Here is a 26838-nt window from a genome sequence, read left to right as displayed (position 1 = left end):
CAACCCAGCGGGAGCAAGCTCCCTCGCCACAACTAGAGCGTTCGCCGTTAGCTCAGTAAACATCCCGGCGATAGCGGCCCTGCTCGATCAACCGCTCAACCGCCTCGCTGCCCAGCACATCGTGCAGCACCTGATCCACACCCGCCGCCATGCCCTGCAGACTGCCGCAGACATATATCGCTGCGCCCTCGGCGATCCATTTACGCAGCACATCCGCCGACTCACGCAGGCGGTCCTGAACGTAGATTTTTTCGGCCTGGTCCCGGGAAAACGCCAGGTCCAGCATCGCCAGGTCGCCGCTGGCCAACCAGCCTTGCAGCTCGTCCTGGCAATGGTAGTCGTGGGCGATATTGCGTTCGCCAAACAGCAGCCAGTTGCGCTGCTGGCCGTCGGCAATCCGGGCCTTGAGCAGGCTGCGCAGCCCGGCCAGACCGGTGCCGTTGCCCAGCAGAATCATCGGTACCGGCGCGGTCGGCAGGTGGAAGCCACTGTTGCGTCGCAGGCGCAGGCTGATCGCCGAACCTATCGGCGCATGTTCCGTCAGCCAGCCGGACGCCACGCCCAGGCCGCCGTCGGCGTGACGTTCCTGGCGCACGATCAGTTCCAGCACGCCGTCGCTGGCAATCGAGGCGATGGAGTATTCGCGCATGCTCAACGGCACCAGCGCATTGACCAGTGCCTGGGCATGCAGGCCCACCAGATGCGCGCGATTGTCCGGCAGTTGGCGGCTGGCCAACGCCTGGTCGAGGGCCTGTGCCAGGCCGTCGATGACGACACCTTCGCTGCCGGCCAGCCCCAGGCCTTCGAGGAAATGCTCGATGGCCCACGGGCAATTGCGCGGCAGCACTTCCACCAGGTCACCGGCCAGCCAATCCCGGGGGGCGGGCGGGGTGAGCCCAAGCAGATAGACGCCGGAGCCACTGCTGTCGGGATTGAGCAAGGTGCGCTGGTTCAGCGTCCAGTTTTCATAGGTCGCGGTGGCCCAGGCTGCGGCGGGTGCATGGCCGGTCAGTTGGCCCAGTTGTTGTTGCCAGTGCAGCAGCGCATCGGTGTCGCCGCTGTCGACTTCCACCGGGGCGAACAGCGGGTTGCCGCCCTGGTTGGTCAACCAGAAATGCAGGCGCCGGGCGAAGCCGCAGAAGTGTTGATACTGACGGTCTCCCAGGGCCAGCACCGAGTAGTTCAAGCCCTTGAGGGACAGGTCCTGGCCGAGCACGCTGCGCTCGAAACCACGGGCGCTGTCGGGGGCTTCGCCGTCGCCGAAGGTGCTGACCACGAACAGCGCATGGCTCGACTGGCGCAAGTCTTCTTCGCTGACGCTGCCCAGTGACTGCACATTCACCGGCAAGCCGGCGGCCTGCAATTGCCCGGCGGTCTGCCAGGCCAGTTGCTCGGCAAAGCCGCTCTGGCTGGCAAAACCGATCAGCCAGGCCGGTGCGTCGCTGTGGTTGTCGGTCAGGCCTTTGCGTGCCTCACGGACCTGGTGCTTCTTGCGGCGACGGTCCAGGTACAACAGCCAGCCGGTGATGAAGAACAGCGGCATCAGCAGCGCGGTGAACGTCAGGATGATCCGCCCGGGCAGGCCGAAGTAGCTGCCGGTGTGCAGCGCATAGATGCTGGTCAGGATCTGTGCCTTGAAGCTTTTGCCGGCGTAGGTCTCATGGGACTTGACCTCGCCGGTGGCCGGGTCGAGGTTGATCTGGTTCAGTGCGCGGTCGTGGGGCGAGGTCTTCAGCAAGTAGTAGACGGTAGCCGGTTGGCCGGCGACCGCTGGCATGCGGATGTTATAGCCGCTCAGGCCTGGCCCGGCGTTGCTGTAGATGCTGCTCCAGATCGCGTCGTAATTGGCCACGGGCGCGGGGCCTCCCGGCGCCGGGCCGCGTTTGCGCACCCGTTCGTTCTGCGGGGCGTCGGACAGCAGTTTGGTCATGCCGTCGCTGTACCACTCGTAAGACCAGAACAGCCCGGTCAGCGCCGCCAACAGATAGAACAGCAGGCACCAGGTGCCGAACACCGAGTGCAGGTCCCAGTTGAAGCTGCGGCCTTTTTTACGCCAGTCCAGGGTCAGCCACGCGCGCCAGCTTGCCACCTGGCGCGGCCAGCGCAGGTACAGGCCCGAGAGGCAGAAGAACACCAGGATCAGCGTGCAGGCGCCGGTGATTTGCCGGCCGGTGTCGCCGATGGCGAGGAAGCGGTGCAGTTGCAGCACGAAGCCGAAGAAGTCCTGGCCGACCGGGTCGCCCAGGTAATCGCCGGTGTACGGGTCGAAGTAGCGCATCTGGCCGCGGCGTTCACCGGGCGGCGGGGTGAACCAGACCTTGGCGGCGTTGGTGCTGTCGGGTTGCACCGTGAGCATCGACACCACTTTGCCTTCCCGGGCTTCCAGCAGGCGCACCAGTTCAACGGGCGGCAGTACGCCGGCCGGACGCTTTTCCACCGTCAACACGGTCGGGTTCAGCGCCTCGATGATTTCGTCCTGGAACGACACCGTCGCGCCGGTGATCCCCATCAAGGCCAACACCAGCCCGGCGGTAATGCCGAAGAACCAATGCAACTGGAACAGGGTTTTCTTCAACACGTCGTACGGCCTCGTCATCAGGTTAGGTGGCTCACGGCGCGCATTATGCCGCGAGTATTCGAGAAAGATTCTTTTTTACATGCAAAAACCCCACGCATCCGATGCGTGGGGTTTTGTGCGGTGATGTGTATCGGTTTAGAAATGGAAACTGGTGGTCAGCATCGCCGTGCGGCCGGCGGCCTGGTTGGCGAAATGTGCCGAGTAGGCCTTGTCGTAGTAGGTCTTGTCGGTGAGGTTCTGCACGTTCAATTGCAGGTCCACGTTCTTGGTCAGTTTGTAGCTGGCCATGGCGTCGTAGCGGGTGTACGACGGCACGTAAACGGTGTTGCCGGCATCGCCATAGACTTCGTCGACATAGAATGCGCCGCCGCCGACGGTCAGTTTTGGGGTCACGTCATAGGTTGTCCACAGGCTGAAGGTGTTCTTCGGCGTGTTGGGCATTTGGTTGCCTTTGTTGGAGCCCGCGCTGATGACGCCGTTCCGGCCGTTCAAGCCTGGGTCCACCAGTTCGCTTTTCAGGTAGCTGTAGCCGGCGAACACTTGCCATTGATCGGTGAGCTTGCCGCTGGCGGACAATTCCAGGCCGTCCACACGGGATTCGCCGCCGTTTTCATAGGTCAGCGCGTCCACCAGGATCCGCGTGTTTTTCTTCTCGGTGCGGAACACCGCGGCGGTCAGGGACAGGCGATCGTGGAACAGGTCCCACTTGGTGCCCAGTTCGTAATTGACGGTCTCTTCGGGTTTCAGGTCGCTGGTGGCGGCACCGGCAGACAGCGGGTTGCCATCTGCGCCTTCGCCTACCAGGCCGCCGGCAGGCGAGGCCGAGGTCGCGTAGGAGGCATAGATGCTGCCGTTATCCAGTGGCTTCCAGACCAGGCCGGCCTGCCAGTTGAAGAATTGGCTGTCGTTCTTGATTTTGCTGCGGGCCTTGACGGTGGCGGTCGGCACCGCATTGGTGTTGGCCACGGTGTCGAAGGTGTCGTAGCGGAGGCCAACGTTCAGCAGCCATTGCGGGTCCAGTTCGATGGTGTCGAATACATAGGCGGCGCGGCTGGTGGCCTTGGTGTTGGTGCCGTTGTAGTTGCGCGCAATGCTGCCGGTCCAGGCATCGTCCGGGTTCGGATTACCCAGCGAGGTGCACTGGCCACCTTTGCCGGGCGCCGGGCAACCGGGGTTGCTGTTCGGGCTGACGGTGTAGCCGCTGTAGCGGGTTTCTTCGCCGGTGAATTCCAGGCCGGTGGAGTAGGTGTTCTTGAAGCCGAAGGCCTGGAAGCTGCCAAACAGGTCGGTCTGGTTGGTGGTGGTTTCGGTGGTGGATACGCGAGTGTTCGCGCGCCGCCACACGGTGCCGAACTGGTTGACGTTGTGCTGGCTGTCGTCCGGTTGGGTGACGATGTAGTCCTGGCCGGTGTTGCCATGGCGCAGGGTGTTTTTCAGCGTCATGTTGTCGTTCAGGTCGTGCTCGATGGAGAACGTACTGATGTCGGCGCGGGTCTTGCGGAAGTCGCGATCCTTGAGGCCGTAGAAGTTGTTGCTGTCGCCGCCGTCGGTGGGTTTGTCATGCACATGGGCAGCTCTGGCGCCGCTGTTGCTGTAGCCATACGGAATGCCCGAATCCGGCAGGTCGTTGCTTTCCATGTGGTAGTAGCTGAGGTTGACGCGGGTCGGGGTGCCCAGGCCGAAGGTCAGCGATGGGGCCACACCCCAACGGTCGTAGTTGACGGCGTCACGCCCGGCGACGTTCTGTTCGTGGCTCATCAGGTTCAGGCGGAACGCGGCACTGTCCAGGAACTGACGGTTGACGTCGAGCACGTAGCGACGGGTCTGGTCGGAGCCGTAGGTGAAACCACCGTTGGTGAAGTCCCGCGCCTGCGGCGTCTTGCTGACCAGGTTGAGGCTGCCGCCGGCCGACCCGCGACCACCGAAGGACGAGTTGGGGCCTTTGCTGACTTCGATCGACTCGATGTCGAAGATCTCGCGGCTCTGGCCGCCGGTGTCACGCACGCCGTCGAGGTAGGTGTCGCCCTGTGCGTCAAAGCCGCGAATGAACGGCCGGTCGCCCTGGGGGTTGCCGCCTTCACCGGCGCCGAAGGTAATCCCCGGCACGGTGCGCAAGGCATCCTGCAACGAGGTGGCGGCGGTGTCCTTGAGTACTTGCTGTGGCACCACGGTGACCGAGCGCGGGGTGTCGACCAGCGGCGCGGTGTACTTCTGCGAAGAGGCTTTTTCGACCTGGTAGGACGTGTTGTCCTGTTCCTGGCCGGTGATGCTGGTGGCCCCCAGGGAAATGCTGTTGCGCTCGCCTTTCTGCTCGGTGTCTTCAGCTGCTTGCGCCATTTGGGCGGCAGCGCTGGCGCTGATGGCAACGCCGATGGCCGAGGCCAGCAAGCGTGGTGAACTGGCAGGTGTTTTTATCGAAGTGCGCGGCATGAGTGTGTCCTTTCCCCAAGGAGGTGAGGCCGCGGAATATAGGGAGAACAAGACTTTATATCAATTGCGATACATTACTATTCGCACTGAATTTACGTTCTTTACACTTTTTGCTTACGGTTTTTACGATCTCGTTCGTCGTTTGGCTGGGAGTGGGGTTGTGCACAGTCAATAAGAATCACTACCATTGGCGCCTCACTGTTTTCAGGTAACGCCCCCATGCTGCTGCACATTCCCGGCCTGTTCTCTCGCGAGGAAGTGCTGCGCATCCGCGAAGCCCTGGCGGAGGCCGATTGGGCCGACGGCAAAATCACTGCCGGTCATCAATCGGCCAAGGCCAAACACAACCTGCAACTGCCGGAAGGCCACCCGCTGGCAAAGGAAATCGGCGCGGCGATCCTCGATCGACTGTGGAAAAATCCTTTGTTTATGTCGGCGGCGTTACCGCACAAGGTCATCCCTCCGTTGCTCAACTGTTACACGGCGGGTGGCAGTTTCGACTTCCATATCGACAACGCTGTGCGCCAGTCCAAAGGCAGCCACGAGCGCGTGCGCACTGACCTGTCCTCCACCGTGTTTTTCAGCGACCCCGACGACTACGACGGCGGCGAGCTGGAAATCCAGGACACCTTCGGTTTGCAACGGGTCAAGTTGCCGGCGGGCGATATGGTGCTGTACCCCGGCTCCAGCCTGCACAAGGTCAACGCCGTGACCCGTGGCGCGCGCTACGCCTCGTTTTTCTGGACCCAAAGCCTGGTGCGCGAAGACAGCCAGCGCACCTTGCTGTTCGAGATGGACGGGGCGATCCAGCAACTGAGCCGGGACGTGCCCGACCACCCGGCGCTGATCCAGCTCACCGGCACCTATCACAACCTGCTGCGCCGCTGGGTTGAGGTCTGACCGTGGGCTTTTTATTGCGTCGTGAAGAAGTCCTCAACGTTGAGCAATTGCAGAGCATGCTCGACGACTCCCCGGTGCGGGCCGCCCAGGCGATTTTGATCGCGGCGAAGGAGGGCGTGGTGGATGCCCAGGCGCTGCTTGGGCAAATCCTGCTGGAAGGGCGCGGCATCGAGCGCGATGAAGCGCTGGCGGTGCGCTGGTTCCGCATCGCGGCCCAAGGCGGGCACTGGATGGCGCGCAACATGCTCGGGCGTTGCCTGGAGCATGGCTGGGGTTGCACGGCGGATGCGGTGGCGGCGGCACGGGAATATCGTCTGGCGGCAGAAGGCGGCTTGGATTGGGGGTTGTATAACTATGCCAACCTGCTGGCGACCGGGCGCGGGGTTGCCGAAGACCAAGGCCTGGCGCTGGCGTGTTATCGACAGGCAGCGGAACTGGGCCATGCCAAGTCAATGAACCTGCTGGGGCGTTATCTGGAAGAAGGGCAGTTTTGCCCCAGGGATCTGGAGGCGGCGGTGGCGTGGTATCGCCGGTCGGCGCAAGGCGGGGATTTTCGCGGGCAGTTCAGTTATGCGGCGGTGTTGGCGGATCGCGGCCAGGTCGACGCGGCGCTGGAGTGGCTGCGCAAGGCGCTGGCGGGCGGGAATCTGAAGTTCTTGCGTGTGGCGCACAAGGCGTTGTCTGCCGCCAACGACCCGCAGATTCGGGCGATGGCTGTGGCCTACCAGCGACGCACCGCCGAGCTTTCCTGAACCCACAAAAAAACCCATGACGCGTCATGGGTTTTTTGTTTGCCGCCGGCTTACAGGTAGAACGATTTCAGCGGCGGGAAGCCATTGAATTCAATCGCGCTGTAGCTGGTGGTGTACGCACCGGTGGACAACCAGTACATCCGGTCACCAATCGCCAGGTTGAGCGGCAGGCCGTACTTGTAGTTCTCGTACATGATGTCGGCGCTGTCACAGGTCGGGCCGGCGATGACCACTTCTTCCATCTCGCCTTTCTTCTCGGTCCAGATCGGGAACTTGATGGCTTCGTCCATGGTTTCGATCAGGCCGGAGAATTTGCCCACGTCGGTGTATACCCAACGCTCGACGGCGGTGCGGGATTTACGCGCAACCAATACCACCTCACTGACCAGGATCCCGGCGTTGGCGATCAACGAACGGCCCGGTTCCAGGATGATTTCCGGCAGGTCGTCACCGAAGTCTTCCTTGAGGAAGCGGATGATTTCCTCGGCGTAGGTTTCCAGGCTGTTGGTACGGGTGATGTAGTTGGCCGGGAAGCCACCGCCCATGTTGATCAGCTTCAGGTGGATGCCGTCTTCTTCCTTCAGGCGCTCGAAGATCACTTTGACCTTGGCGATCGCCGCGTCCCACACGCTGATGTCACGCTGCTGCGAACCGACGTGGAAGGAGATGCCGTAAGGCACCAGGCCCAGGTCGCGGGCGAGGATCAGCAGGTCCATGGCCATGTCGGTCTGGCAGCCGAATTTGCGCGACAGCGGCCAGTCGGCCGTGGTCGAGCCTTCGGTCAGGATGCGCACATAGACTTTCGAGCCCGGGGCAGCCTTGGCGATGTTGCGCAGGTCGGCTTCGGAGTCGGTGGAGAACAGGCGCACGCCCTTCTCGTAGAAGTAGCGGATGTCCTTGGATTTCTTGATGGTGTTGCCGTAGCTGATACGGTCCGGGCTGACGCCGCGGTCCATGACCTTGTCCAGCTCGTAGATCGACGCGATGTCGAAGCTCGAACCTTTGTCTTTGAGCAGGTCGATGATCTCGACGGCCGGGTTGGCCTTGACGGCGTAGTACACCTTGGCGAATTCGAAACCGGCGCGCAGGTCATCGTAGGCCTGGCTGATCATCGCGGTGTCGATCACCACGAACGGGGTTTCCTGGGTATCGGCGAACGCCTTCATTTTGTCAAAAGTGGCGCGCGCGAAATAGTCTTCGACCTGGATCGACATGCTGGGAACTCCTACTGGCAAACTAAATTGATCAATGGGTGCAAATGAACGTCCTCCGTATCCCCACTTTGGTTCGCCTACTTCCCAAGGCATGTCGCCGAAAGCAAAAAGGCCATGGGATCAACCGCTTCCCTTGGCCTTGCTGTCTCGTCGTCAGTACTTGAGCCGGATGGATCGTTTCCAGCATGGACGTTCGGCGCGAACTTTAGGACGTGAGGGGCTATAGATCAACTAAAAATGTCGCGTTTTTGCACGCGTTCGTCGTGAGGCCGCGTGCAGCTACTTATGTAACCGACCGGTATGACGGATTGATGTTCCCCCGATGGGGCAATTTGAATGGGAAACTGCTGGTTAGCGAGGGCTTTTGTGGCGAGGGGGACAAGCCCCCTCGCCACAGAAGCAGATTTATCAGGCCAGTGCTGTCTCGGCCGGCGAAACAATGCTGGTCTTGCCCCCACGGGACTTACCGGAGCTCAAGTACTCGGCAATCGACTCCTGGGTCACTTCCCCGAGGAACACCCGCTCCGCGTCCATCACCGGCAACCACGAGCGGTTGAACTCGTACATGCGCGACAACAGGATGCGCAAATGCTCGTCATACGCCGCCGTGGCGTTGAATTCACGCAGGTACTGGCCGCAGGTACCGGTCTGACGATGCAGGTCGCGACGTCGCACATAACCCAGCGCCTTGTTCTCGGCATCGGTGACCACCACGTAGCGACGGTCCAGTTCGTCCATCTGCTCCAGGGCCTCCGCCACCGGCGTCTCCGGGCTGACCGACGGCGCGTTGTCCGCCGCATCCTCGGCTTTCACCAGCAACAGGCGCTTGAGGGTGCTGTCCTGGCCTACGAAGTTGCTGACGAATTCGTCGGCAGGGTGGGCCAGCAGGGTGTCCGGGTGATCGATCTGCAGCAGCTTGCCGGCGCGGAAGATCGCGATCTTGTCGCCCAGCTTGATGGCTTCGTCGATGTCGTGGCTGACCATGATCACGGTCTTGTTCAGCGCGCGTTGCATCTCGAAGAACTCGTTCTGAATCATCTCGCGGTTGATCGGGTCGACCGCACCGAACGGCTCATCCATCAGCAGCAGCGGGGCATCCGCCGCCAGGGCGCGGATCACGCCGATCCGCTGTTGCTGGCCACCCGACAGCTCACGCGGGTAGCGGTGCAGGTACTGCTTGGGCTCCAGCTTGATCATGCTCATCAACTCGCGGGCGCGGTCGTGGCATTTCTGCTTGTCCCAGCCCAGCAGCTTGGGCACCACCACGATGTTTTCTTCGATGGTCATGTTCGGGAACAGGCCGATCTGCTGGATCACATAGCCGATGTTGCGACGCAGGGTCACTTCGTCGAGGTCGGTGGTGTCTTCGCCATTGATCAGGATCTTGCCGGAGGTCGGCTTGATCAGGCGGTTGATCATCTTCAGCGTGGTGCTCTTGCCGCAACCCGACGGGCCGAGGAATACGCAAATCTCGCCTTCGTTGACGGTCAGGCTTACGGAATCAACGGCGGTGATGGTTTTGCCGTTGCTTTGGAAGGTCTTGGTCAGGTTTTGAAGTTCGATCATTTGAGCAGTCCTTTTGGAGTCAGCGTGCGTTGCAGCCATTGCAGAAGCAGGTCGGCGAAGATGGCCAGGAGACTGACCAGTACGGCGCCAACGATCAGCATCGACATGTCGCTGCGGCTGATGGAAGCCAGAATAAGTACACCCAGGCCACCGGCGCCGATGGTGGCGGCGATGGTCATCACACCAATGTTCATGACGACGGCGGTACGCACACCGGCGAGGATCACCGGCACGGCAATCGGCAGTTCGACCATGCGCAGGCGCTGGCCGAAGGTCATGCCGATGCCTTTGGCGGCTTCGCGGATGCCCGGTTCCACGCCGGTGAGGGCGAGGTAGGTGTTACGCATGATGGGCAGCAGGGAGTAGAGGAACACGGCGGTGATCGCCGGCATCGGCCCCAGGCCCTGGCCGAACTTGGAGTAGAACGGCAGCAGCAGGCCGAACAAGGCAATCGACGGCACGGTCAGCAGCACCGTGGCACTGGCTTGCAACGGGCCGGCGAGGGTCGGGAAGCGGGTCATCAGCACGCCCAGGGGCACGCCCACGACGATGGCCAGGATGACTGCGATGCCGACCAGGGTGATGTGCTGCCAGGTCAGTTGCAGGACGAGTGCCCAATCAAGATGGGAAAAGGCGTTCAGGAATTCCATGTCTTCTCCTCTTAGTTGATCGGATGCTGGCGCAGGAAATCTGCGGCCACAGCGGACGGGCTTTCATGGTCGACATCGACCCGCGCATTCAGCTGGCGCATGGTTTCGTCATCGAACAGCGCAGCCAGTGGCTTGAGGTCGGCGGCCAGTTGCGGGTGAGCGTCGAGGTAAACCTGACGCACCACGGGGGCTGCGGTGTAGTCCGGGAAGTAATGCTTGTCGTCATCCAGCAGCTTCAATTTGAAGGCGTTCAGGCGACCGTCGGTGGTGTAGACCAAACCGGCAAACACCTGGCCATTACGCAGCGCGGTGTACACCAGGCCGGCGTCCATCTGCCGGGTGTTCTTGCGGGTCAGGTTCATGTCGTACAGCTTGACCATGCCGGCCATGCCGTCGGAACGGTTGGCGAACTCAGTGTCGAGGGCCACCAGGCGTGTGCCCTTGGTTTTCTCGGCCAGGGCGCTGGTCAGGTCGCTGATGCTGTTGATCTGCGGGAATTCCTTGGCCACGTTCTCTGGCAGCGCCAGGGCGTAGGTGTTGCTGAATTTCGACGGGGAGAGCCAGACAAGGCCTTTTTTCGCGTCGAGTTCTTTCACCCGGGCGTAGGACTGTTCGCTGTCGAGCTTCTCGTCGACGTGGTTGTAGGCCACCAGCGACACGCCGGTGTATTCCCAGATCAGGTCCAGTTGCCCGCTTTCCTGGGCACTGCGCGCCAGGTTGCTGCCCAGGCCGCCGGTCACACGGGTGTCGTAACCCTTGGTGCGCAGGTACTGGGAGGTGATTTCGGCGAGCAGGGTCTGTTCGGTGAACACCCGGGCGCCGATGCGAATGACCGGTTTTTCAGCGGCTTGCGCAAACCCTGCGAACAGCAGGACGCAGCTCAATATCAATGTCAGTTTTTTCATGTGAATTCCTTTGCCAAAGCCTTAAGACGGACGCAACCCGCGTTCCAGCCAAAGGCGGCTGGCCATGGTCACCAGACCGTCGAGCAGCAAGGCCAGCAGCGCGGTGCACGCGGCGCCGAGCAACAGTTGCGGCTGATTGTTCAGGGCGATGCCGGGGAAGATCAGGCTGCCCAGGCTGTTGGCGCCAATCAGGAACGCCAGGGGCGCGGTACCGACGTTGATCGCCAGGGCCACGCGCACACCGCCGATGATGATCGGCACGGCGTTGGGCAGCTCGACGCGAAACAGCACCTGGCGCGGCGTCATGCCGATGCCGACGGCGGCTTCCTTGAGGGAACCTTGAACGTTTTTCAGGCCTTCATAGGTGTTGCGCACGATGGGCAGCAACGAGGCGAGGAACAGCGCGAAGATCGCGGGGCCGCTGCCGATGCCAAGGACACCGAGGGCGATGGCCAGTACGGCCAGGGGAGGGACGGTATTGCCGATGTTGAAGATCTGCATGAAGCGTTCTGCGCGCCCGACCATAGTCGGTCGGCTTAGCAGAATACCGGCGGGAATCCCTACGATCAGGGCGGCCAGCATCGAAACAAGGACGAGGATCAAGTGAGCTTGCAGGTAAAACAACAAATCGTCGCGGTACAGTTCGATCGTGTTGATGCCGATCCAGTGGACCAGCAGGGCCAGGAGAGCGACGACAACCGCTCCTCCTATCAGCCCTTTGCCATAGCGAATAGCCACAGGCGGACTCCTTTTTTCTTTTGTCGGCGAACACATTTCCGAGCGGCAATGCCATTCCTGGCTGTCGGCGAATGTGGTCGCGAATAGCAGCTCGCCACTACCGGCAACGCGGTATGCGGTCGAGCCATGAGCGCAGCCTCGTCAGGCTAACTTGCTGATTTTTCAGCCCCTGTTACGAGTGCGGTAGCAGGGGAGTGGACGTCTCTACCTTTTAAAAGGTTCCATACTTGGCAGCAATTAGCCACCCCCAATGGGGTGAACGGTGGTCCGTCACCCCGGGTTTGCGCTATACTCGCCGCCCTTTTTTGACTCACCTGCCAGGCGATTTCCCATGACCCACCAGGCCGCCGAAGTCGCGAAACGCCGCACTTTCGCCATTATTTCCCACCCCGATGCCGGTAAAACCACCATCACCGAGAAGCTGTTGCTGATGGGCAAGGCGATCGCGGTAGCCGGCACGGTGAAATCCCGCAAATCCGACCGCCATGCCACCTCTGACTGGATGGAAATGGAAAAGCAGCGTGGTATTTCCATTACCACGTCGGTCATGCAGTTCCCGTATCGCGACCACATGATCAACCTGCTCGACACCCCGGGCCACGAAGACTTCTCCGAAGACACCTACCGCACCCTGACGGCAGTGGACTCGGCATTGATGGTCCTCGACGGCGGTAAAGGCGTTGAGCCACGGACCATCGCGCTGATGGACGTCTGCCGCCTGCGGGACACGCCGATTGTCAGCTTTATCAACAAACTCGACCGTGACATCCGCGACCCGATCGAACTGCTGGACGAAATCGAAGCCGTCCTGAAGATCAAGGCCGCGCCGATCACCTGGCCGATTGGTTGCTACCGCGACTTCAAGGGCGTGTACCACCTGGCTGACGACTACATCATCGTGTACACCGCCGGCCACGGCCACGAACGTACCGATGTGAAAATCATCGAGAAGCTCGACTCCGACGAAGCCCGCGCCCACCTGGGTGACGAGTACGACCGGTTTGTCGACCAGCTGGAACTGGTGCAGGGCGCCTGCCACGAGTTCAACCAGCAGGAATTCCTCGACGGCCAGCTGACGCCGGTGTTCTTCGGTACCGCCCTGGGCAACTTCGGTGTCGATCACGTGCTGGACGCCGTGGTCAATTGGGCACCCAAGCCGCTGGCCCGTGTCGCCAACGAGCGTACCGTGGAGCCGGTGGAAGAGAAGTTTGCCGGCTTCGTGTTCAAGATCCAGGCGAACATGGACCCCAAGCACCGCGACCGTATTGCCTTTATGCGCATCTGCTCCGGCAAATACGAAAAAGGCATGAAGATGCGCCACGTGCGTACCGGCAAGGACGTGCGCATCGGCGACGCCCTGACTTTCTTCTCCTCCGAGCGTGAGCAACTGGAAGAGGCGTTTGCCGGCGACATCATCGGTTTGCACAACCACGGCACCATCCAGATCGGTGACACGTTCACCGAAGGCGAAGTACTGGGCTTCACCGGTATCCCGCACTTCGCCCCGGAACTGTTCCGCCGCGTACGCCTGCGTGACCCGCTGAAATCCAAGCAACTGCGCCAGGGTTTGCAGCAGTTGGCTGAAGAGGGCGCGACCCAGGTGTTCTTCCCGGAACGCAGCAACGACATCATCCTCGGCGCCGTCGGTGTGCTGCAGTTCGATGTGGTGGCCAGTCGCCTGAAAGAGGAATACAAGGTCGAATGCTCCTACGAGCCGATCACCGTGTACTCCGCGCGCTGGATCGATTGCAGCGATAAGAAGAAGCTGGAAGAGTTCAAGATCAAGGCCGTGGAAAACCTCGCGATCGACGGCGGTGGTCACCTGACCTACCTGGCCCCGACCCGGGTCAACCTGGCGCTGATGGAAGAGCGCTGGCCGGATGTGAAATTCCGCGCGACCCGCGAGCATCACTAAGGGTTGGCAATATAAGAGAGGGCGAAGCGGTGATGGCTTCGCCTTTTTCTTTGGCTGCTATCCGGCTTGTTTCATTGGCGAAAACTTCAGTTCGGGACTAGCTTGAAGCAAGGCGACGGCGGACAGCCGTCGTACGCAATTCAACTCCTGACTGGGCGGAATTCGACCATGAGTATCTTTCAACGTGTGGTGCTGTTGCTCAAAGTGCTGGTGATGTTGTCGTTGGGTATGTCTTCCGCGTGGGCCACAACGGCTGTGCAAAGCCATGGCACCGGGTTTGTGGCGGCGAAGACGGTGCAGGCGGGTGGCTTGCAGCTGGCCAAGAGTGAATCCGAGCCTGGTGACGAGAACCAGGGCGGTTCCAAGGACGATGACGACGCCGAGAACCCGGACAATGACGGCGAAGACAGCGACACCTACAACGATGGCGACAGCGATACGTAAGTAACGCAGGCAAAAGAAAGCCCCGCTTACCGGACAGATGCGCTATCCGACAAGCAGGGCTGTAGAACACTGGAATGCTCTGGACTCACCCTCCAGAGCATTTTTTTTGCACGTCAGACCACAAATTGCTCCGCGTAATGGCAAGCCACCTGGCGGTTGTCGAGTGGTCGCAGCACCGGTTCATCGGTGCTGCACAGCTGGGTCGCGTACGGGCAGCGCTTGTGGAACGCGCAGCCGGATGGCGGGTTCAACGGGTTGGGCAACTCGCCGACGATTTTGATCTTCGGTTTGTTCGGGTCCGGATGAATGGTCGGGGTCGCCGACAGCAGCGCCTGGGTGTACGGGTGCAGCGGGCGTGCGTAGATGTCTTCCTTCGGACCGACCTCCACCGGGCGGCCGAGGTACATCACCATCACGTCATCGGCGACGTGTTGCACCACCGCGAGGTTGTGGGAGATGAATACGTAGGCGGTGTTGAATTCCTGCTGCAGGTCCATGAACAGGTTCAGCACCTGGGCCTGGATCGACACGTCCAGCGCCGAGGTCGGTTCGTCCGCTACCAGCACCTTGGGTTGCAGCATCATCGCCCGGGCCAGTGCGATCCGCTGGCGCTGGCCACCGGAGAACATGTGCGGGTAGCGCTGATAATGCTCAGGGCGCAGGCCGACTTGCTTCATCATCGCCTGGACCTTTTCCCGACGCTCGGCGGCGGACAGGTTGGTGTTGATCAGCAGCGGCTCGCCCAGTTGGTCACCGACCTTCTGGCGCGGGTTCAACGAGGCGTACGGGCTCTGGAACACCATCTGCACGTCTTTGCGCAATTGCTTGCGCTGGGCCTTGTCGGCCCCGGCAACTTCTTGCCCTGCGATTTTCAGCGAGCCGGAAGACGGTTCTTCAATCAGCGTCAGGGCGCGGGCCAGGGTGGATTTGCCGCAACCGGATTCGCCCACGACCGCGAGGGTCTTGCCGGCTTCCAGTTCGAACGACACACCATTGAGCGCACGCACCAGCGCGTGGCCCTTGAACAGGCCACGGGACACTTCGTAGTGACGGGTCAGGTCGCGGGCGGTAAGTACGACGGCCATTACGCCACCTCCTGATTCAGCGGGTAGAAGCAGCGGGCGAGGCTGTTGCTTTTCGGGTCAAGGCCAGGACGCTGGGCGCGGCAGGACTCCTGCACATACGGGCAGCGTGGCGACAGCAGACAACCTTGCGGGCGGTCATAACGGCCGGGAACAATACCCGGCAGCGTGGCCAGGCGCGTGGCGCCCAGGCTGTGCTCGGGAATCGCCTTGAGCAGCGCTTCGCTGTACGGGTGCGCCGGGATGTCGAACAACTGTGGCACCTGGCCAACTTCCACGGCCTGGCCGGCGTACATCACGCACACGCGCTGGGCGGTTTCAGCCACCACCGCGAGGTCGTGAGTGATCAGCACCAGGCCCATGTTCTGCTCTTTCTGCAAGGCCAGCAGCAGGTCCATGATCTGGGCCTGGATGGTCACGTCGAGTGCGGTGGTGGGTTCATCGGCGATCAGCAGTTTCGGCTCGCCGGCGATTGCCATGGCGATGGCCACACGTTGGCTCATACCACCGGACAGTTGGTGCGGGTAGGCATCCATACGGCTGGCTGCGCCCGGGATTTCCACCTTTTCGAGCAGTTCGATGGCACGCTTGCGCGCTTGCTTGCCGGACATTTTCAGGTGCAGGCGCAGCACTTCTTCGATCTGGAAACCCACGGTGTAGCTGGGGTTCAGTGCAGTCATCGGGTCCTGGAACACCATCGCCAGGTCTTTGCCGACGATCTGCCGACGCTGACGGTTGCTCAGCTTGAGCATGTCCTTGCCGTCGAAGTTCAGGGCGTCGGCGGTGACGATGCCGGGGTGCTCGATCAGGCCCATCAGCGCCATCATGGTCACGGATTTACCCGAACCCGACTCGCCCACGATCGCCAGTACTTCGCCTTTGTCGACGGAGATGTCGAGGCCATCGACCACCGGCACGGCGGTCTTGTCGCCGAAGCGGACATTGAGATTCTTGATTTCTAGCAGTGACATGGGAATCTCCTCAGGCGGCGTTCTTGAGTTTCGGGTCCAGCGCATCGCGCAGGCCGTCGCCCATCAGGTTGATTGCCAGCACGCTGAGCAAAATGGTCAAGCCAGGCAGACTCACGACCCACCAGGCGCGTTCGATGTAGTCGCGGGCCGAGGCCAGCATGGTGCCCCACTCAGGGGTTGGCGGTTGTACGCCAAGGCCCAGGAAGCCCAGGGCCGCGGCATCGAGAATCGCCGAGGAGAAACTCAAGGTGGCCTGAACGATCAGCGGTGCCATGCAGTTTGGCAGCACGGTGACGAACATCAGGCGCGGCAGGCCGGCGCCGGCGAGGCGGGCGGCGGTCACGTAGTCACGGTTCAGTTCGCCCATCACCGCCGCGCGGGTCAGACGGACATAGGACGGCAGCGACACGATCGCAATCGCGATCACGGTGTTGATCAGGCCAGGGCCGAGGATCGCGACAATGGCCACAGCCAGCAGCAGCGATGGCAGGGCCAGCATGATGTCCATCAGACGCATGATGGTTGGGCCGAGCAGGCGCGGGAAGAAACCGGCGAACAGACCCAGCAGGATCCCCGGGATCAACGACATCACCACCGACGACAAGCCGATCAGCAAGGACAGGCGCGAGCCCTGGATCAGGCGCGACAGCAGGTCACGGCCCAGTTCGTCGGTGCCCAGCAGGAACTGGATCTGCCCGCCTTCCAGCCAGGCCGGAGGCGTCAGCAGGAAGTCACGGTATTGCTCGCTCGGGTTATGCGGAGCCACCCAGGGGGCGAAGATGGCGCAAAACACCACCAGTAACATGAACAGCAGGCCGGCAACGGCGCCCTTGTTCTTGGAAAAGGCTTGCCAGAATTCTTTGTACGGGGACGGGTACAGCAGGCTTTGATCGACTGCTACCGCGGGAGTAGGTGTGGTCATGGTCATGATCTCAGCGCTGGTGACGGATGCGTGGGTTGGCGAAGCCGTAGAGGATATCCACCACGAAGTTCACCAGAATCACCAGGCAGGCGATTAACAGGATGCCGTTTTGCACCACGGGATAGTCCCGTGCGCCAATGGCTTCGATCAGCCATTTGCCGATGCCGGGCCACGAGAAGATGGTTTCGGTCAGGACCGCACCGGCCAGCAGCGTGCCGACTTGCAGGCCGACCACGGTGAGTACCGGGATCAAGGCGTTACGCAGGCCGTGGACGAACACCACGCGCGCCGGCGACAGGCCCTTGGCCTTGGCGGTGCGGATGTAGTCTTCGCGCAGCACTTCAAGCATCGACGAACGGGTCATCCGCGCGATCACGGCCAGCGGGATGGTGCCGAGCACGATGGCCGGCAGGATCAGGTGGTGCAAGGCATCCCAGAACGCGTCCGGCTCGTCAGCCAGCAGGGTGTCGATCAGCATGAAGCCGGTGCGCGGCTCGATGTCGTAGAGCAGGTCGATCCGCCCGGACACGGGCGTCCAGCCCAGGCTCACGGAGAAGAACATGATCAGGATCAGGCCCCACCAGAAGATCGGCATCGAATATCCCGCCAGGGAGATGCCCATCACCCCATGGTCGAACAGGGATCCTCGCTTCAAGGCCGCGATCACCCCGGCTAACAGCCCCAGGATGCCGGCGAACAACAGGGCGGCCATGGACAGTTCCAGGGTCGCCGGGAAAAGGGCGGTGAATTCAGTCCACACGCTGGTACGGGTGCGCAGGGATTCGCCGAGGTCGCCGTGGGCGAGCTTGCCGACATAATCCAGGTATTGCGCGTAAAGCGGTTTATTCAGACCAAGGCGTTCCATTGCCTGAGCGTGCATCTCGGGGTCGACTCGTCGTTCGCCCATCATGACTTCGACGGGGTCGCCAGGGATCATGCGAATCAACGCGAACGTCAGCAAGGTGATGCCGAAAAACGTGGGGATCAATAACCCCAATCGGCGGGCAATAAAACTAAACATCTTGTTGTGTACCTCAATCAGCCGGTTAGGCAGGTTCGGCACCGTCAATGTCGACGGTGCCGAGCGTTTCTTATCTACTTCACCTGGGTGGTGGCGAAGTTATTTGTAGTCAGAGGGCTTTGGGTATAACCCTCGACGTTTTTACGCATGGCGGTAAACATTTTCGGGTAAGCCATGGGAATCCATGGTTGGTCCTTGTCGAAAACGTCCATGGCTTGTTCATAGAGTGCAGCGCGCTGTGCGGGTTCAGCGATAGCGCGTGCCTTGTCGATCAAGTCTTGAAACTCTTTGTTACACCAGCGGGCGTAGTTTTCGCCGTTTTTCGCTGCATCGCAACTCAAGTTCGGGGTGAGGAAGTTATCCGGGTCCCCGTTATCCCCCGCCCAGCCGGCGGAGACCATGTCATGTTCGCCATTCTTGGCGCGCTTGAGCATTTCGCCCCATTCCATGACCTTGATGTTCACTTTCAGGCCGATTTGCGCCAGGTCCGCCTGCATGCGCTGGGCGCCGAGCATCGGGTTGGGGTTGGTCGGGCCGCCGCCGTTGCGGGTGAACAGGGTGATCTCGGTGCCTTCCGGTACGCCGGCTTCCTTGAGCAGGGCGCGGGCCTTGTCCAGGTCACGTGGCGGGTTCTTCAGCTTGTCGCTGAAGCCCAGCAAGGTGGGCGGGTAAGGCCCGGTGGCGTCGACTGCGTTGCCTTTGCCGTACAGGGACTCGTTGTAGCCTTTCTTGTCGAACGCGATGTTGATCGCGTGACGCACCCGCGCGTCGCTCATGTACTTGTGGGTGGTGTTCATGGCGGTGTAGGCGGTGGTCATCGCCGCCAGTTCCGCGACCTTCAGGTTCGGGTCGGCCTTCATGCTCGGCACGTCATCCGGTTTTGGGTACAGCGCGATCTGGCATTCGTTGGCCTTGAGCTTTTGCAGGCGCACGTTGTTGTCAGTGGTGATGGCCAGGATCAGCGGGTCTGCCGGCGGCTTGCCACGGAAGTAGTCCGGGTTGGCCTTGAAGCGCACTTGGGCGTCTTTGGCGTAGCGGGTGAAGATGAACGGGCCGGTGCCGATGGGCTTGGCGTTCAGGTCATCGGTCTTGCCGGACTTGAGCAACTGGTCGGCGTATTCGGCGGAGTGGATCGAGGAAAACGCCATGGCCAGGTCGGCCAGGAACGGTGCTTCAGGGCGGGTCAGGGTGAAGACCACGGTGTGGTCGTCGGTCTTCTCTACGCTCTTGAGCAGTTCCTTGAAGCCCATGCTTTCAAAGTACGGGTAGCCCACGTTGGACTTGTTGTGCCAAGGGTGTTTCGGGTCCAGCTGGCGCTGGAAGCTCCAGAGCACGTCGTCGGCGTTCAGGTTGCGCGTGGGTTTGAAGTAGTCGGTGGTGTGGAACTTGATGTCGTCGCGCAGGTGAAAGGTGTAGGTCAGGCCATCGGCACTGATTTCCGGCAGGTCCTTGGCGAGCGCCGGGATCACTTCGGTGGTGCCGGGCTTGAAGTCCACCAGGCGGTTGAACATGGTTTCAGCCGCGGCGTCAGCGGTGACAGCCGTGGTGTACAGGACCGGATCGAAACCTTCCGGGCTGGCTTCGGTGCAGACGACCAGCGGTTTGGCCGAGATGCCGACCGCGACGCTCAACAGCGCAGCGGCAATGGCAGCTTGTAACGGGAGCATTTTCATCTAAGAGCCCTCTGCAATCGATTGGACCAGACAAGCGTAGGCGGCAGGCTCATCCTGAGCCCGCCGCCTACCTGGCGCTGATTAAAGAATGTTGAACGGAATGGTGGTGACCAGGCGGAACTCACGGATGTTGCCGTCAGCCTGGTTGGCGCTGGCACGGTGAGTCACGTAGGTACCACGGATGGTCGTGGCCTTGAGCGAGCCGCTCTGGATCGCGTAAGCCGCGCCCACGCCGTATTCCTGGTGAGTCTCGCCGTCCATCAGACGCAGGTCGCTACGCGCCACGCCGGATTCGCCGTAGGCAGTGCCGGTGTAGTGAGTACCGTCGATGCCCCAGCCGCGCGCCGAGTAGACGTTGAATTTCAGGCCTGGCACGCCGTATTCGGCCATGTTGATGCCGTAGGCGATCTGGAAGGATTTCTCGTTCGGTCCGTTAAAGTCGGAGGTCAAGGAGTTGGCCAGGTAGATGCCGTTGGTTTCGTGCAGGTAGTCGAAGTACTCGTTACCGTTGATGGCCTGGTAGGAGAAGGTCAGGCTGTGGGCTTGGTGAGTCAGGCCCAGGGACAGGGAGTAGGTATCGTTGTCGATATTCCCCATCAGCTTTTTACCGGTATCGGTAGTTTTGTAGTAGTTCAGGCCGGTGGTCAGGGACAGGGTCTGGCTGTCACCCAGCTCGTGGGTAGCGCCGAAGTAGTACTGGTTCCAGAAGTCTTCGACGTTGGCGGCGAACAGGCTGGTCTTCAGGCTCTTGAACGGCTGGTAGTTAACGCCCAGGGTCTTGACCTTGTCGGTTTCCTGGCCATTGCCGTATTCGGAACGGAATTTCGACAGGCTCTGCTCGGTCCGTGGCGAAACGCGGTCAAACACGCCGCCCTGGAACGACAGGTTGCTGAACTCTTCACTGTTGAAGCTCACACCTTCAAAGCTTGAAGGCAGTGCACGGTTGCCGATGGTGTCGACGATGCCGCTGCTGAAGTTCTGGCGACCGGCGGTCAACGTGGTGTTCGAAACACGGAACTTGACGTTGGCCAGGCCCAGTTTGCTCCACTGGCCTACAGCATCGCCATCGGAGTCGGCCAGGGTACGGTTGGAGCCACCCTTGATGTCGCGCTTGCTACGGTCCAGGACCAGAGCGTTGTAGACCGCTACCTCAGTGCTCACGCCCACGGTGCCTTGGGTGAAGCCCGAGGTGCCGTTGAGGATGGTGCCCTGTACCCAGTTGGTACGGTTGGCGTCGGTTTGTGTCACGTTGTGCTTCTCGTACGAGAAACGCTGACCACGGAATTTGTTCTCGCTGGAGAACCAGTTACGGGTTGTACCGCCCAGGCTGAATCCATCGATAAAGCCTTTGGCCTCGCTTTGGGCGCTGGTGCCGGCCAGTGTGGTTGGAACGAAGTCCTGGCTTGCAGGTTCAGCGTAGGCGGTGGCCGTGATGCTGCTGATGGCCAGGGCCAGTAGCGCGGTGCTGCTCAGTTTCATGGGTGAAGCTCCTTTGGTTCTCTTTTTTAATGCCGGTCTTTTTAGGTGAACCGGCTATTGGGTGTGTAACTCTTTCAAGCCTTTGCAAACGTTTGCCCTGGGGTAAAACCCGAAATAAGGCTGCACGTTTGCAGCAAGGTGAATGCTCACCCTGCGCAATCCGGTTATCTTTTTATGGGGTGATACTGACGCCCGAGAAAACGTTGCGGCCGAAGGGGCTGACTTTGAAACCTTCGACTTTGGCGCTTAACGGCTGGTTGACCGTCGAGTGGGCGACTGGCGTGATTGGCACCTGTGCTTTAAGCAGTTGCTGCGCCTGTTTGTACAGAACAGTCCTTTGTTCGCGGTCGGTCACGACCTTGGCTTGCTTGATCAGCTTGTCGTACGCCGGGTCACACCACATGGAGTAGTTGTTCCCGCCGATGGCGTCGCAGCTGTAGAGGGTTCCCAGCCAGTTGTCCGGGTCACCGTTGTCGCCGGTCCAGCCAATCAGGCTGACATCGTGCTCGCCATTCTTGGTGCGCTTGATGTACTCGCCCCATTCATAGCTGACGATCTTGACCTTGAGGCCAATCCTGGCCCAATCGCTTTGCAGCATTTCAGCCATCAGCTTGGCGTTGGGGTTGTACGGCCGTTGCACCGGCATCGCCCACAGGGTGATTTCGGTACCTTCCTTCACGCCGGCGGCCTTGAGCAGTTCCTTGGCTTTTTCCGGGTTGTAGGCGGCGTCCTTGATGGTGTCGTCGTAAGACCACTGGGTCGGCGGCATGGCGTTGACCGCCAGTTGCCCCGCGCCCTGGTACACGGCGTTGAGAATGCTTTGCTTGTTCACCGCCATGTCCAGGGCCTGGCGCACTTCGAGCTGGTCGAAAGGCTTGTGCCGCACGTTATAGGCGATGTAGCCCAGGTTGAAACCCGGCTTGGTCAGCAGTTGCAGGTTCGGGTCGGCCTTCAGGGCTTCGACGTCGGCCGGGCGTGGGTGCAGGGTGATCTGGCATTCGCCGGCCTTGAGCTTTTGCACCCGCACCGACGCGTCGGTGTTGATCGCAAAAATCAGCTGGTCGAGCTGCACGCGGCTCGGGTCCCAGTACTGTTTATTGCCGGTGTAGCGGATCTGCGAATCTTTCTGATAACGCTGGAACACGAACGGCCCGGTGCCGATCGGCTTCTGGTTGATGTCGCTGGGCTTGCCGGTCTTGAGCAAATGGTCGGCGTATTCAGCCGACAGGATCGAGGCGAAGCTCATGGCGATGTTCTGGATAAACGCGGCGTCGACCGTGTTCAGGGTCATCACCACGGTGTGCGGGTCGGTTTTCTCGACCTTGGCGATATTCTTGTTCAGGCTCATCCCGTTGAAGTACGGAAACTCGGTGGGGTAGGCCTTGCGGAACGGGTGTTCGGGGTCAAGCATGCGATTGAAGGTGAACAGCACGTCGTCGGCGTTGAAATCACGCGTCGGCTTGAAGTCCTTGTTGCTGTGGAATTTCACCCCTTCGCGCAGGTGGAAGGTGTAGGTCAGGCCGTCTTCGGAAATATCCCAACGGGTTGCAAGGCCCGGTACGACATTGGTCGCGCCTTTTTCAAACTCGGCCAAGCGGTTGTAGATAGGCTCGGCGGCGTCGTTATCGGTGGCCGTCGTGTATTGCGCGGTGTCGAAGCCAGCCGGGCTGCCTTCGGAGCAAAACACCAGGCTCTTTTTCTCGGCAGCCTGGCCCATCGAGGCCACAGCCAACAGGCTGGTGCCAAATATCGCGGATAGAACGGTGGTATGGCGCATGACAATCCCGATCCTTGTTTGTTGTTTTCGTCAGTGAGCAATCGCAAGGCCTTGGCCCAGCGACAACACTGATCCCACAACGGCAGTTGCCTCACAGAGACGAAGCGTCTGCCGTGCCACGACGTTATGGGTCGGGAGCCGGGCAGTAAATGCAACGAATCTGACAGACCTTGTAGGCAACGGAGCCGCGATTCGCAGTTCGCTGCCGTAGGACGGCAGCGTGTGCGGAGGTGGTCTGTTTCCTACGGTCTTGGCGGATGCAATAACGGCGACGTTATGAAACGTCGCCGCCAGAGACCCTTACTTGCCGCTTACGCTCACACCGTAGAAGGAGTTCAAGCCAAACGGGCTGATCTTGAAGTCCTGCACGTTGTTGCGCATGGGTTGATACACCGTCGAGTGCGCGATAGGTGTCATCGGGACTGCATCTTTGAGGATATGTTGCGCCTGCTTGTACAGCTCGGTGCGTTTGGCTACGTCGGAAGTCGCCTTGGCTTCTTTCACGATGCCGTCGAATTTCTTGTCGCACCACTTGGAGAAGTTGTTGCCGGCCAGGGAATCGCAGCCGAACAGCACGTTCAGCCAGTTGTCCGGGTCACCATTGTCGCCGCTCCAGCCAATGATCATGGCCTGGTTCTCGCCGCCTTTGGAACGCTTGATGTACTCGCCCCACTCGTAGCTGACGATGTTCACTTTCAGGCCGATCTGTTTCCAGTCGTTCTGCAGCATCTCAGCCATCAGCTTGGCGTTCGGGTTGTACGGACGCTGGACCGGCATCGCCCACAGGGTGATCTCGGTGCCTTCCTTGACGCCGGCTTCCTTGAGCAAGGCCTTGGCCTTGGTCACATCAAACGGGGCGTCCTTGATGGTGGTGTCGTAGGACCATTGGGTAGGCGGCATGGCGTTGACGGCCAGTTGGCCTGCGCCCTGGTAAACCGAGTCGATGATCTGCTGCTTGTTCACCGACATGTCCAGAGCCTCACGCACGCGCAGGTCGGACAGTGGGTTCGGTGCGGTCTGGCCCTTGAGGACCGGCATGACGTTGTAGGCGATGTAGCCCAGGTTGAAACCGGCCTGGTGCGGCAGTTTCAGGTCCTTGTCTTCACCCAGCGCCTTGAGGTCGGCCGGACGCGGGAACAGGGTTACCTGGCATTCGTTTTTCTTCAGCTTCTGGATGCGCACCGACGGGTCGGTGGTGATGGCGAAGATCAGGTTGTCGATCTTCACGTCTTCAGGCTTCCAGTAATCCTTGTTGCCGGTGTAACGGATATTGGAGTCTTTCTGGTAGCTCTTGAACACGAACGGACCAGTGCCGATTGGCTTCTGGTTGATGTCCTGTGCCTTGCCTTCCTTCAACAGTTGGGCGGCGTATTCAGCCGACTGGATGGAGGCGAAGCTCATTGCCAGGTTCTGGATAAAGGCGGCGTCCACGGTGCCAAGGGTGAACTTGACGGTGTGGGCATCGACTTTCTCGATGTTCTTGATGTTGGTGTCCATACCCATGTCCGTGAAGTACGGGAACTCGGTTGGGTAGGCTTTGCGGAACGGATCATCTTTGTTGATCATCCGGTTGAACGTGAACAGTACGTCGTCAGCCGAAAATTCACGAGTTGGCTTGAAGTACGGGGTGGTGTGGAACTTGACGCCTTCACGAAGGTGGAAGGTGTAGGTCAGGCCATCCGGGGAAACGTCCCAGGTGGTGGCCAGCCCAGGAACAACAGCGGTGCCGCCGCGCTCAAACTGGGTCAGACGGTTGAACATGGTCTCGGCCGAAGCATCGAAGTCTGTTCCGGTGGTGTACTGGCCTGGATCAAAACCGGCCGGGCTCCCTTCGGAGCAGAACACCAGGTTGCTCGCCGCTTGGGCGAAAGGTGCAGCAGCCATTAAACCGGCGCTGACTAATAACGGAATGACTGCGTGTTTAAGCATGTTGGCCTCATGATTTGTTGTCATTTTTGGTAGTGAGGGCGACCTCGTGAGTCGACCTGCGGATACTTATGCAGGGCCCATACCCAATGCAAGATGTTGAGAGCCTACAACGGCTAAACAGTGGTACGAACGTACACGAATGTCGCATATGTGTAAGTTCAGACACATTTACGCACTTTTGAGGGTTTTTTTCGGTGCGAGACGCGCACCAGGAATGCCCAACCGAGGCGTCTGGCGCACTCGGTTGGGGCGTGCCTGTTACTTATTCAGACTGACGCCATAGAACGGTGTGAGTCCAAATGGACTGATTTTGAAATCCTGCACTTCCTTTCGAAGGGGCTGGAAAACCGTCGAGTTTGCAATAGGCGTTATAGGTACTTGTTCCTTAAGGATTTTTTGCGCCTGTTGATACCACTTGATGCGCTGCTCGCGGTCGCTGCTGACCTTAGCCTGCTGCACCAGCTTGTCGTAGGCGGGGTTACACCATTTTGCATAGTTGCTGCCCTTCACCGCAGCACAACTGTAGAGCACGCCGAGCCAGTTATCCGGGTCACCGTTGTCGCCGGTCCAGCCGTAGATCATCACGTCGTGCTCGCCGGCTTTGGCGCGTTTGATGTATTCGCCCCACTCATAGCTGACGATATTGGCCTTGATGCCGATTTTCTCCCAATCCTGCTGGATCATCTGCGCCGACATGCGGGCGTTGGGATTGGAAGCGCGTTGTACGGTCATCGCCCACAGGTTGATGGTGGTTCCTGGTGCAACCCCTGCTTCTTTTAGTAGCGCCCGCGCCTTGGCCGGATCGTAGGGCGCGTCCTTGATGGTGGGGTCATAAGACCACTGCGCCGGAGGCAGCGCGTTCTGCGCCAATTGTCCGGCGCTCTGGTACACCGCCTTGATGATGGCCGGCTTGTCGATGGCCATGTCCAGGGCCTGGCGTACCTTGAGCTGGTCCAGGGGCGGGTGGGTCACGTTGTAGGCGAGAAAGCCCAGGTTGAAGCCGGCTTGCTGAAGAACCCGCAGGTTGGGGTCCTGCTTCATCACGTCAATGTCGGAAGGGCGCGGGTAACCGCTGACCTGGCACTCGCCGGCCTTGAGCTTTTGCAGGCGCACCGCAGCGTCGGGGGTGATCGAGAACACCAGGTTGTCGAGCTTCACATCCTCGGGCTTCCAATACTGTTTATTGGCGCTGTAGCGAATCTGCGAATCCTTCTGGTAACGCTTGAACACAAATGGCCCGGTGCCCACCGGCTTCTGATTGATGTCGGCGGCCTTGCCTTCCTTGAGCAGCTGCGCGGCGTATTCGGCGGACTGCACCGAGGCGAAACTCATGGCCAGGTTCTGCACGAAGGAGGCATCGACGTTGTTCAGGTTGAAGCGCACGGTGTGTTCGTCGAGTTTTTCGACGCTCTTGATCGTGGTGTTCAAGCCCATGTCGGTGAAGTAGGGCGACTCCGACGGGTAGGCCTTGCGGAACGCATTCTCGGGGTCGAGCAGGCGCTGGAAGGTGAACAACACGTCATCGGCGTTGAAGTCGCGGGTCGGGGTGAAATAGTCGGTGGTGTGGAACTTCACGCCATCGCGCAGGTGGAAGGTGTAGGTCAGGCCGTCTTTGGACACGTCCCAACTGGTTGCCAGGCCCGGTTCGACTTCGGTGCCGCCGCGCTTGAACTGGGTCAGGCGGTTGAACACGGTTTCGGCGGAGGCATCAAAATCGGTGCCGCTGGTGTACTGGCTGGGGTCGAAGCCGGCGGGGCTGGCTTCGGAGCAGTAGACCAGGGTGCTGGCCGCCTGGGCCATCGGCATAAATGCCAGCAGGCCGGCAGCGAGGAGAAGCGGTTTAAAGGCGATTCTTTCCATGGAGACCCCTGAGATGGCAGCTGAACACTGCC

20 protein-coding genes are annotated in these 26838 nt (G+C 60.6%); 4 read left to right on the top strand and 16 right to left on the bottom strand.

Features of this window, described 5'->3' with window-relative positions; all coding sequences use genetic code 11:
- Positions 1–52: 52 nt before the first annotated feature.
- Positions 53–2578 carry a sulfite reductase flavoprotein subunit alpha gene (locus tag P3C29_RS11675; protein ID WP_275964604.1) on the bottom strand — a complete coding sequence of 842 codons (2526 nt, stop codon included), beginning with the start codon at positions 2576–2578 and terminating at the stop codon, positions 53–55.
- A 135-nt stretch (positions 2579–2713) separates the two neighbouring features.
- Positions 2714–5008 (bottom strand): TonB-dependent siderophore receptor, encoded by a 2295-nt coding sequence (locus P3C29_RS11670; protein WP_275964578.1) that lies wholly within the window; start codon positions 5006–5008, stop codon positions 2714–2716.
- Between the two features lie 219 nt (positions 5009–5227).
- Between P3C29_RS11670 and P3C29_RS11665 the strand changes: the two genes are divergently transcribed.
- Together P3C29_RS11665 and P3C29_RS11660 are read left to right on the top strand one after the other, a co-directional pair.
- Positions 5228–5908, top strand: coding sequence for a Fe2+-dependent dioxygenase (locus tag P3C29_RS11665; RefSeq protein ID WP_010175048.1), 681 nt, complete (start codon positions 5228–5230; stop codon positions 5906–5908).
- Between the two features lie 2 nt (positions 5909–5910).
- Positions 5911–6660 carry a tetratricopeptide repeat protein gene (locus P3C29_RS11660; RefSeq protein WP_275964577.1) on the top strand — a complete coding sequence of 250 codons (750 nt, stop codon included), beginning with the start codon at positions 5911–5913 and terminating at the stop codon, positions 6658–6660.
- Positions 6661–6710: 50 nt separating this feature from the next.
- On the opposite strand, the gene P3C29_RS11655 is transcribed toward P3C29_RS11660, so the two are convergent.
- The 5 genes from P3C29_RS11655 to P3C29_RS11635 form a co-directional block, all read right to left on the bottom strand.
- On the bottom strand, positions 6711–7874 hold the full coding sequence (locus P3C29_RS11655) for a type III PLP-dependent enzyme (protein WP_010175053.1): 1164 nt from the start codon (positions 7872–7874) through the stop codon (positions 6711–6713).
- A gap of 408 nt (positions 7875–8282) precedes the next feature.
- The gene (locus P3C29_RS11650; RefSeq protein ID WP_003215971.1) at positions 8283–9440 is read right to left on the bottom strand and encodes an ABC transporter ATP-binding protein; all 1158 of its coding nucleotides are present in this window, start codon (positions 9438–9440) and stop codon (positions 8283–8285) included.
- Entirely contained in the window at positions 9437–10090 is a 654-nt protein-coding gene (locus P3C29_RS11645) for an ABC transporter permease (protein ID WP_010175055.1), read from the bottom strand. Before P3C29_RS11645 ends, P3C29_RS11650 begins: the two co-directional genes overlap by 4 nt.
- An 11-nt stretch (positions 10091–10101) precedes the next feature.
- On the bottom strand, positions 10102–10995 hold the full coding sequence (locus P3C29_RS11640; RefSeq protein WP_010175057.1) for a glycine betaine ABC transporter substrate-binding protein: 894 nt from the start codon (positions 10993–10995) through the stop codon (positions 10102–10104).
- Positions 10996–11016: 21 nt separating this feature from the next.
- A complete protein-coding gene (locus P3C29_RS11635; RefSeq protein ID WP_010175058.1) occupies positions 11017–11733 on the bottom strand; it encodes an ABC transporter permease in 717 nt (238 codons plus the stop codon).
- Positions 11734–12064: 331 nt separating this feature from the next.
- On the opposite strand from P3C29_RS11635, the gene P3C29_RS11630 reads away from it, so the two are divergent.
- On the top strand, positions 12065–13648 hold the full coding sequence (locus tag P3C29_RS11630) for a peptide chain release factor 3 (protein WP_010175060.1): 1584 nt from the start codon (positions 12065–12067) through the stop codon (positions 13646–13648).
- Positions 13649–13816: 168 nt separating this feature from the next.
- Positions 13817–14092 carry a hypothetical protein gene (locus P3C29_RS11625; RefSeq protein ID WP_010175063.1) on the top strand — a complete coding sequence of 92 codons (276 nt, stop codon included), beginning with the start codon at positions 13817–13819 and terminating at the stop codon, positions 14090–14092.
- Positions 14093–14205: 113 nt separating this feature from the next.
- Here P3C29_RS11625 and P3C29_RS11620 read toward each other — a convergent pair whose 3' ends face one another.
- The 9 genes from P3C29_RS11620 to P3C29_RS11580 all read right to left on the bottom strand — a co-directional run bounded on the left by P3C29_RS11620 (position 14206) and on the right by P3C29_RS11580 (position 26806).
- Positions 14206–15177 carry a peptide ABC transporter ATP-binding protein gene (locus tag P3C29_RS11620; protein ID WP_003215987.1) on the bottom strand — a complete coding sequence of 324 codons (972 nt, stop codon included), beginning with the start codon at positions 15175–15177 and terminating at the stop codon, positions 14206–14208.
- Complete coding sequence (locus P3C29_RS11615; protein ID WP_008437263.1) at positions 15177–16145, bottom strand: ABC transporter ATP-binding protein; 969 nt, start codon at positions 16143–16145, stop codon at positions 15177–15179. Before P3C29_RS11615 ends, P3C29_RS11620 begins: the two co-directional genes overlap by 1 nt.
- Positions 16146–16155: 10 nt before the next feature.
- Positions 16156–17067 (bottom strand): ABC transporter permease subunit, encoded by a 912-nt coding sequence (locus P3C29_RS11610; RefSeq protein WP_010175067.1) that lies wholly within the window; start codon positions 17065–17067, stop codon positions 16156–16158.
- Positions 17068–17077: 10 nt separating this feature from the next.
- On the bottom strand, positions 17078–18088 hold the full coding sequence (locus P3C29_RS11605; RefSeq protein ID WP_003215992.1) for an ABC transporter permease subunit: 1011 nt from the start codon (positions 18086–18088) through the stop codon (positions 17078–17080).
- 74 nt (positions 18089–18162) lie between these two features.
- Complete coding sequence (locus tag P3C29_RS11600) at positions 18163–19761, bottom strand: ABC transporter substrate-binding protein (RefSeq protein ID WP_010175069.1); 1599 nt, start codon at positions 19759–19761, stop codon at positions 18163–18165.
- Between the two features lie 81 nt (positions 19762–19842).
- Positions 19843–21240 carry an OprD family outer membrane porin gene (locus P3C29_RS11595; RefSeq protein WP_177043415.1) on the bottom strand — a complete coding sequence of 466 codons (1398 nt, stop codon included), beginning with the start codon at positions 21238–21240 and terminating at the stop codon, positions 19843–19845.
- A 172-nt stretch (positions 21241–21412) separates the two neighbouring features.
- Positions 21413–23017 (bottom strand): ABC transporter substrate-binding protein, encoded by a 1605-nt coding sequence (locus P3C29_RS11590; protein ID WP_275964576.1) that lies wholly within the window; start codon positions 23015–23017, stop codon positions 21413–21415.
- Between the two features lie 300 nt (positions 23018–23317).
- Complete coding sequence (locus P3C29_RS11585) at positions 23318–24946, bottom strand: ABC transporter substrate-binding protein (RefSeq protein ID WP_010175075.1); 1629 nt, start codon at positions 24944–24946, stop codon at positions 23318–23320.
- Positions 24947–25204: 258 nt separating this feature from the next.
- On the bottom strand, positions 25205–26806 hold the full coding sequence (locus P3C29_RS11580) for an ABC transporter substrate-binding protein (protein WP_275964575.1): 1602 nt from the start codon (positions 26804–26806) through the stop codon (positions 25205–25207).
- Between the last annotated feature and the right edge of the window lie 32 nt (positions 26807–26838).

The organism is Pseudomonas sp. 1912-s, from assembly GCF_029269205.1.
In the GTDB taxonomy this organism is placed as follows: domain Bacteria; phylum Pseudomonadota; class Gammaproteobacteria; order Pseudomonadales; family Pseudomonadaceae; genus Aquipseudomonas.
Note: the sequence above shows the minus strand (reverse complement) of the source record. Positions and strands in the feature narration are given on the sequence as shown.

Bases quoted from the DNA above. Each gene is read 5' to 3' on its own strand.
- P3C29_RS11670 (WP_275964578.1), bottom strand. From the start codon at position 5,008: ATGCCGCGCACTTCGATAAAAACACCTGCCAGTTCACCACGCTTGCTG.
- P3C29_RS11665 (WP_010175048.1), top strand. From the start codon at position 5,228: ATGCTGCTGCACATTCCCGGCCTGTTCTCTCGCGAGGAAGTGCTGCGC.
- P3C29_RS11655 (WP_010175053.1), bottom strand. From the start codon at position 7,874: ATGTCGATCCAGGTCGAAGACTATTTCGCGCGCGCCACTTTTGACAAA.
- P3C29_RS11650 (WP_003215971.1), bottom strand. From the start codon at position 9,440: ATGATCGAACTTCAAAACCTGACCAAGACCTTCCAAAGCAACGGCAAA.
- P3C29_RS11645 (WP_010175055.1), bottom strand. From the start codon at position 10,090: ATGGAATTCCTGAACGCCTTTTCCCATCTTGATTGGGCACTCGTCCTG.
- P3C29_RS11640 (WP_010175057.1), bottom strand. From the start codon at position 10,995: ATGAAAAAACTGACATTGATATTGAGCTGCGTCCTGCTGTTCGCAGGG.
- P3C29_RS11630 (WP_010175060.1), top strand. From the start codon at position 12,065: ATGACCCACCAGGCCGCCGAAGTCGCGAAACGCCGCACTTTCGCCATT.
- P3C29_RS11625 (WP_010175063.1), top strand. From the start codon at position 13,817: ATGAGTATCTTTCAACGTGTGGTGCTGTTGCTCAAAGTGCTGGTGATG.
- P3C29_RS11620 (WP_003215987.1), bottom strand. From the start codon at position 15,177: ATGGCCGTCGTACTTACCGCCCGCGACCTGACCCGTCACTACGAAGTG.
- P3C29_RS11615 (WP_008437263.1), bottom strand. From the start codon at position 16,145: ATGTCACTGCTAGAAATCAAGAATCTCAATGTCCGCTTCGGCGACAAG.
- P3C29_RS11610 (WP_010175067.1), bottom strand. From the start codon at position 17,067: ATGACCACACCTACTCCCGCGGTAGCAGTCGATCAAAGCCTGCTGTAC.
- P3C29_RS11605 (WP_003215992.1), bottom strand. From the start codon at position 18,088: ATGTTTAGTTTTATTGCCCGCCGATTGGGGTTATTGATCCCCACGTTT.
- P3C29_RS11600 (WP_010175069.1), bottom strand. From the start codon at position 19,761: ATGAAAATGCTCCCGTTACAAGCTGCCATTGCCGCTGCGCTGTTGAGC.
- P3C29_RS11595 (WP_177043415.1), bottom strand. From the start codon at position 21,240: ATGAAACTGAGCAGCACCGCGCTACTGGCCCTGGCCATCAGCAGCATC.
- P3C29_RS11590 (WP_275964576.1), bottom strand. From the start codon at position 23,017: ATGCGCCATACCACCGTTCTATCCGCGATATTTGGCACCAGCCTGTTG.
- P3C29_RS11585 (WP_010175075.1), bottom strand. From the start codon at position 24,946: ATGCTTAAACACGCAGTCATTCCGTTATTAGTCAGCGCCGGTTTAATG.
- P3C29_RS11580 (WP_275964575.1), bottom strand. From the start codon at position 26,806: ATGGAAAGAATCGCCTTTAAACCGCTTCTCCTCGCTGCCGGCCTGCTG.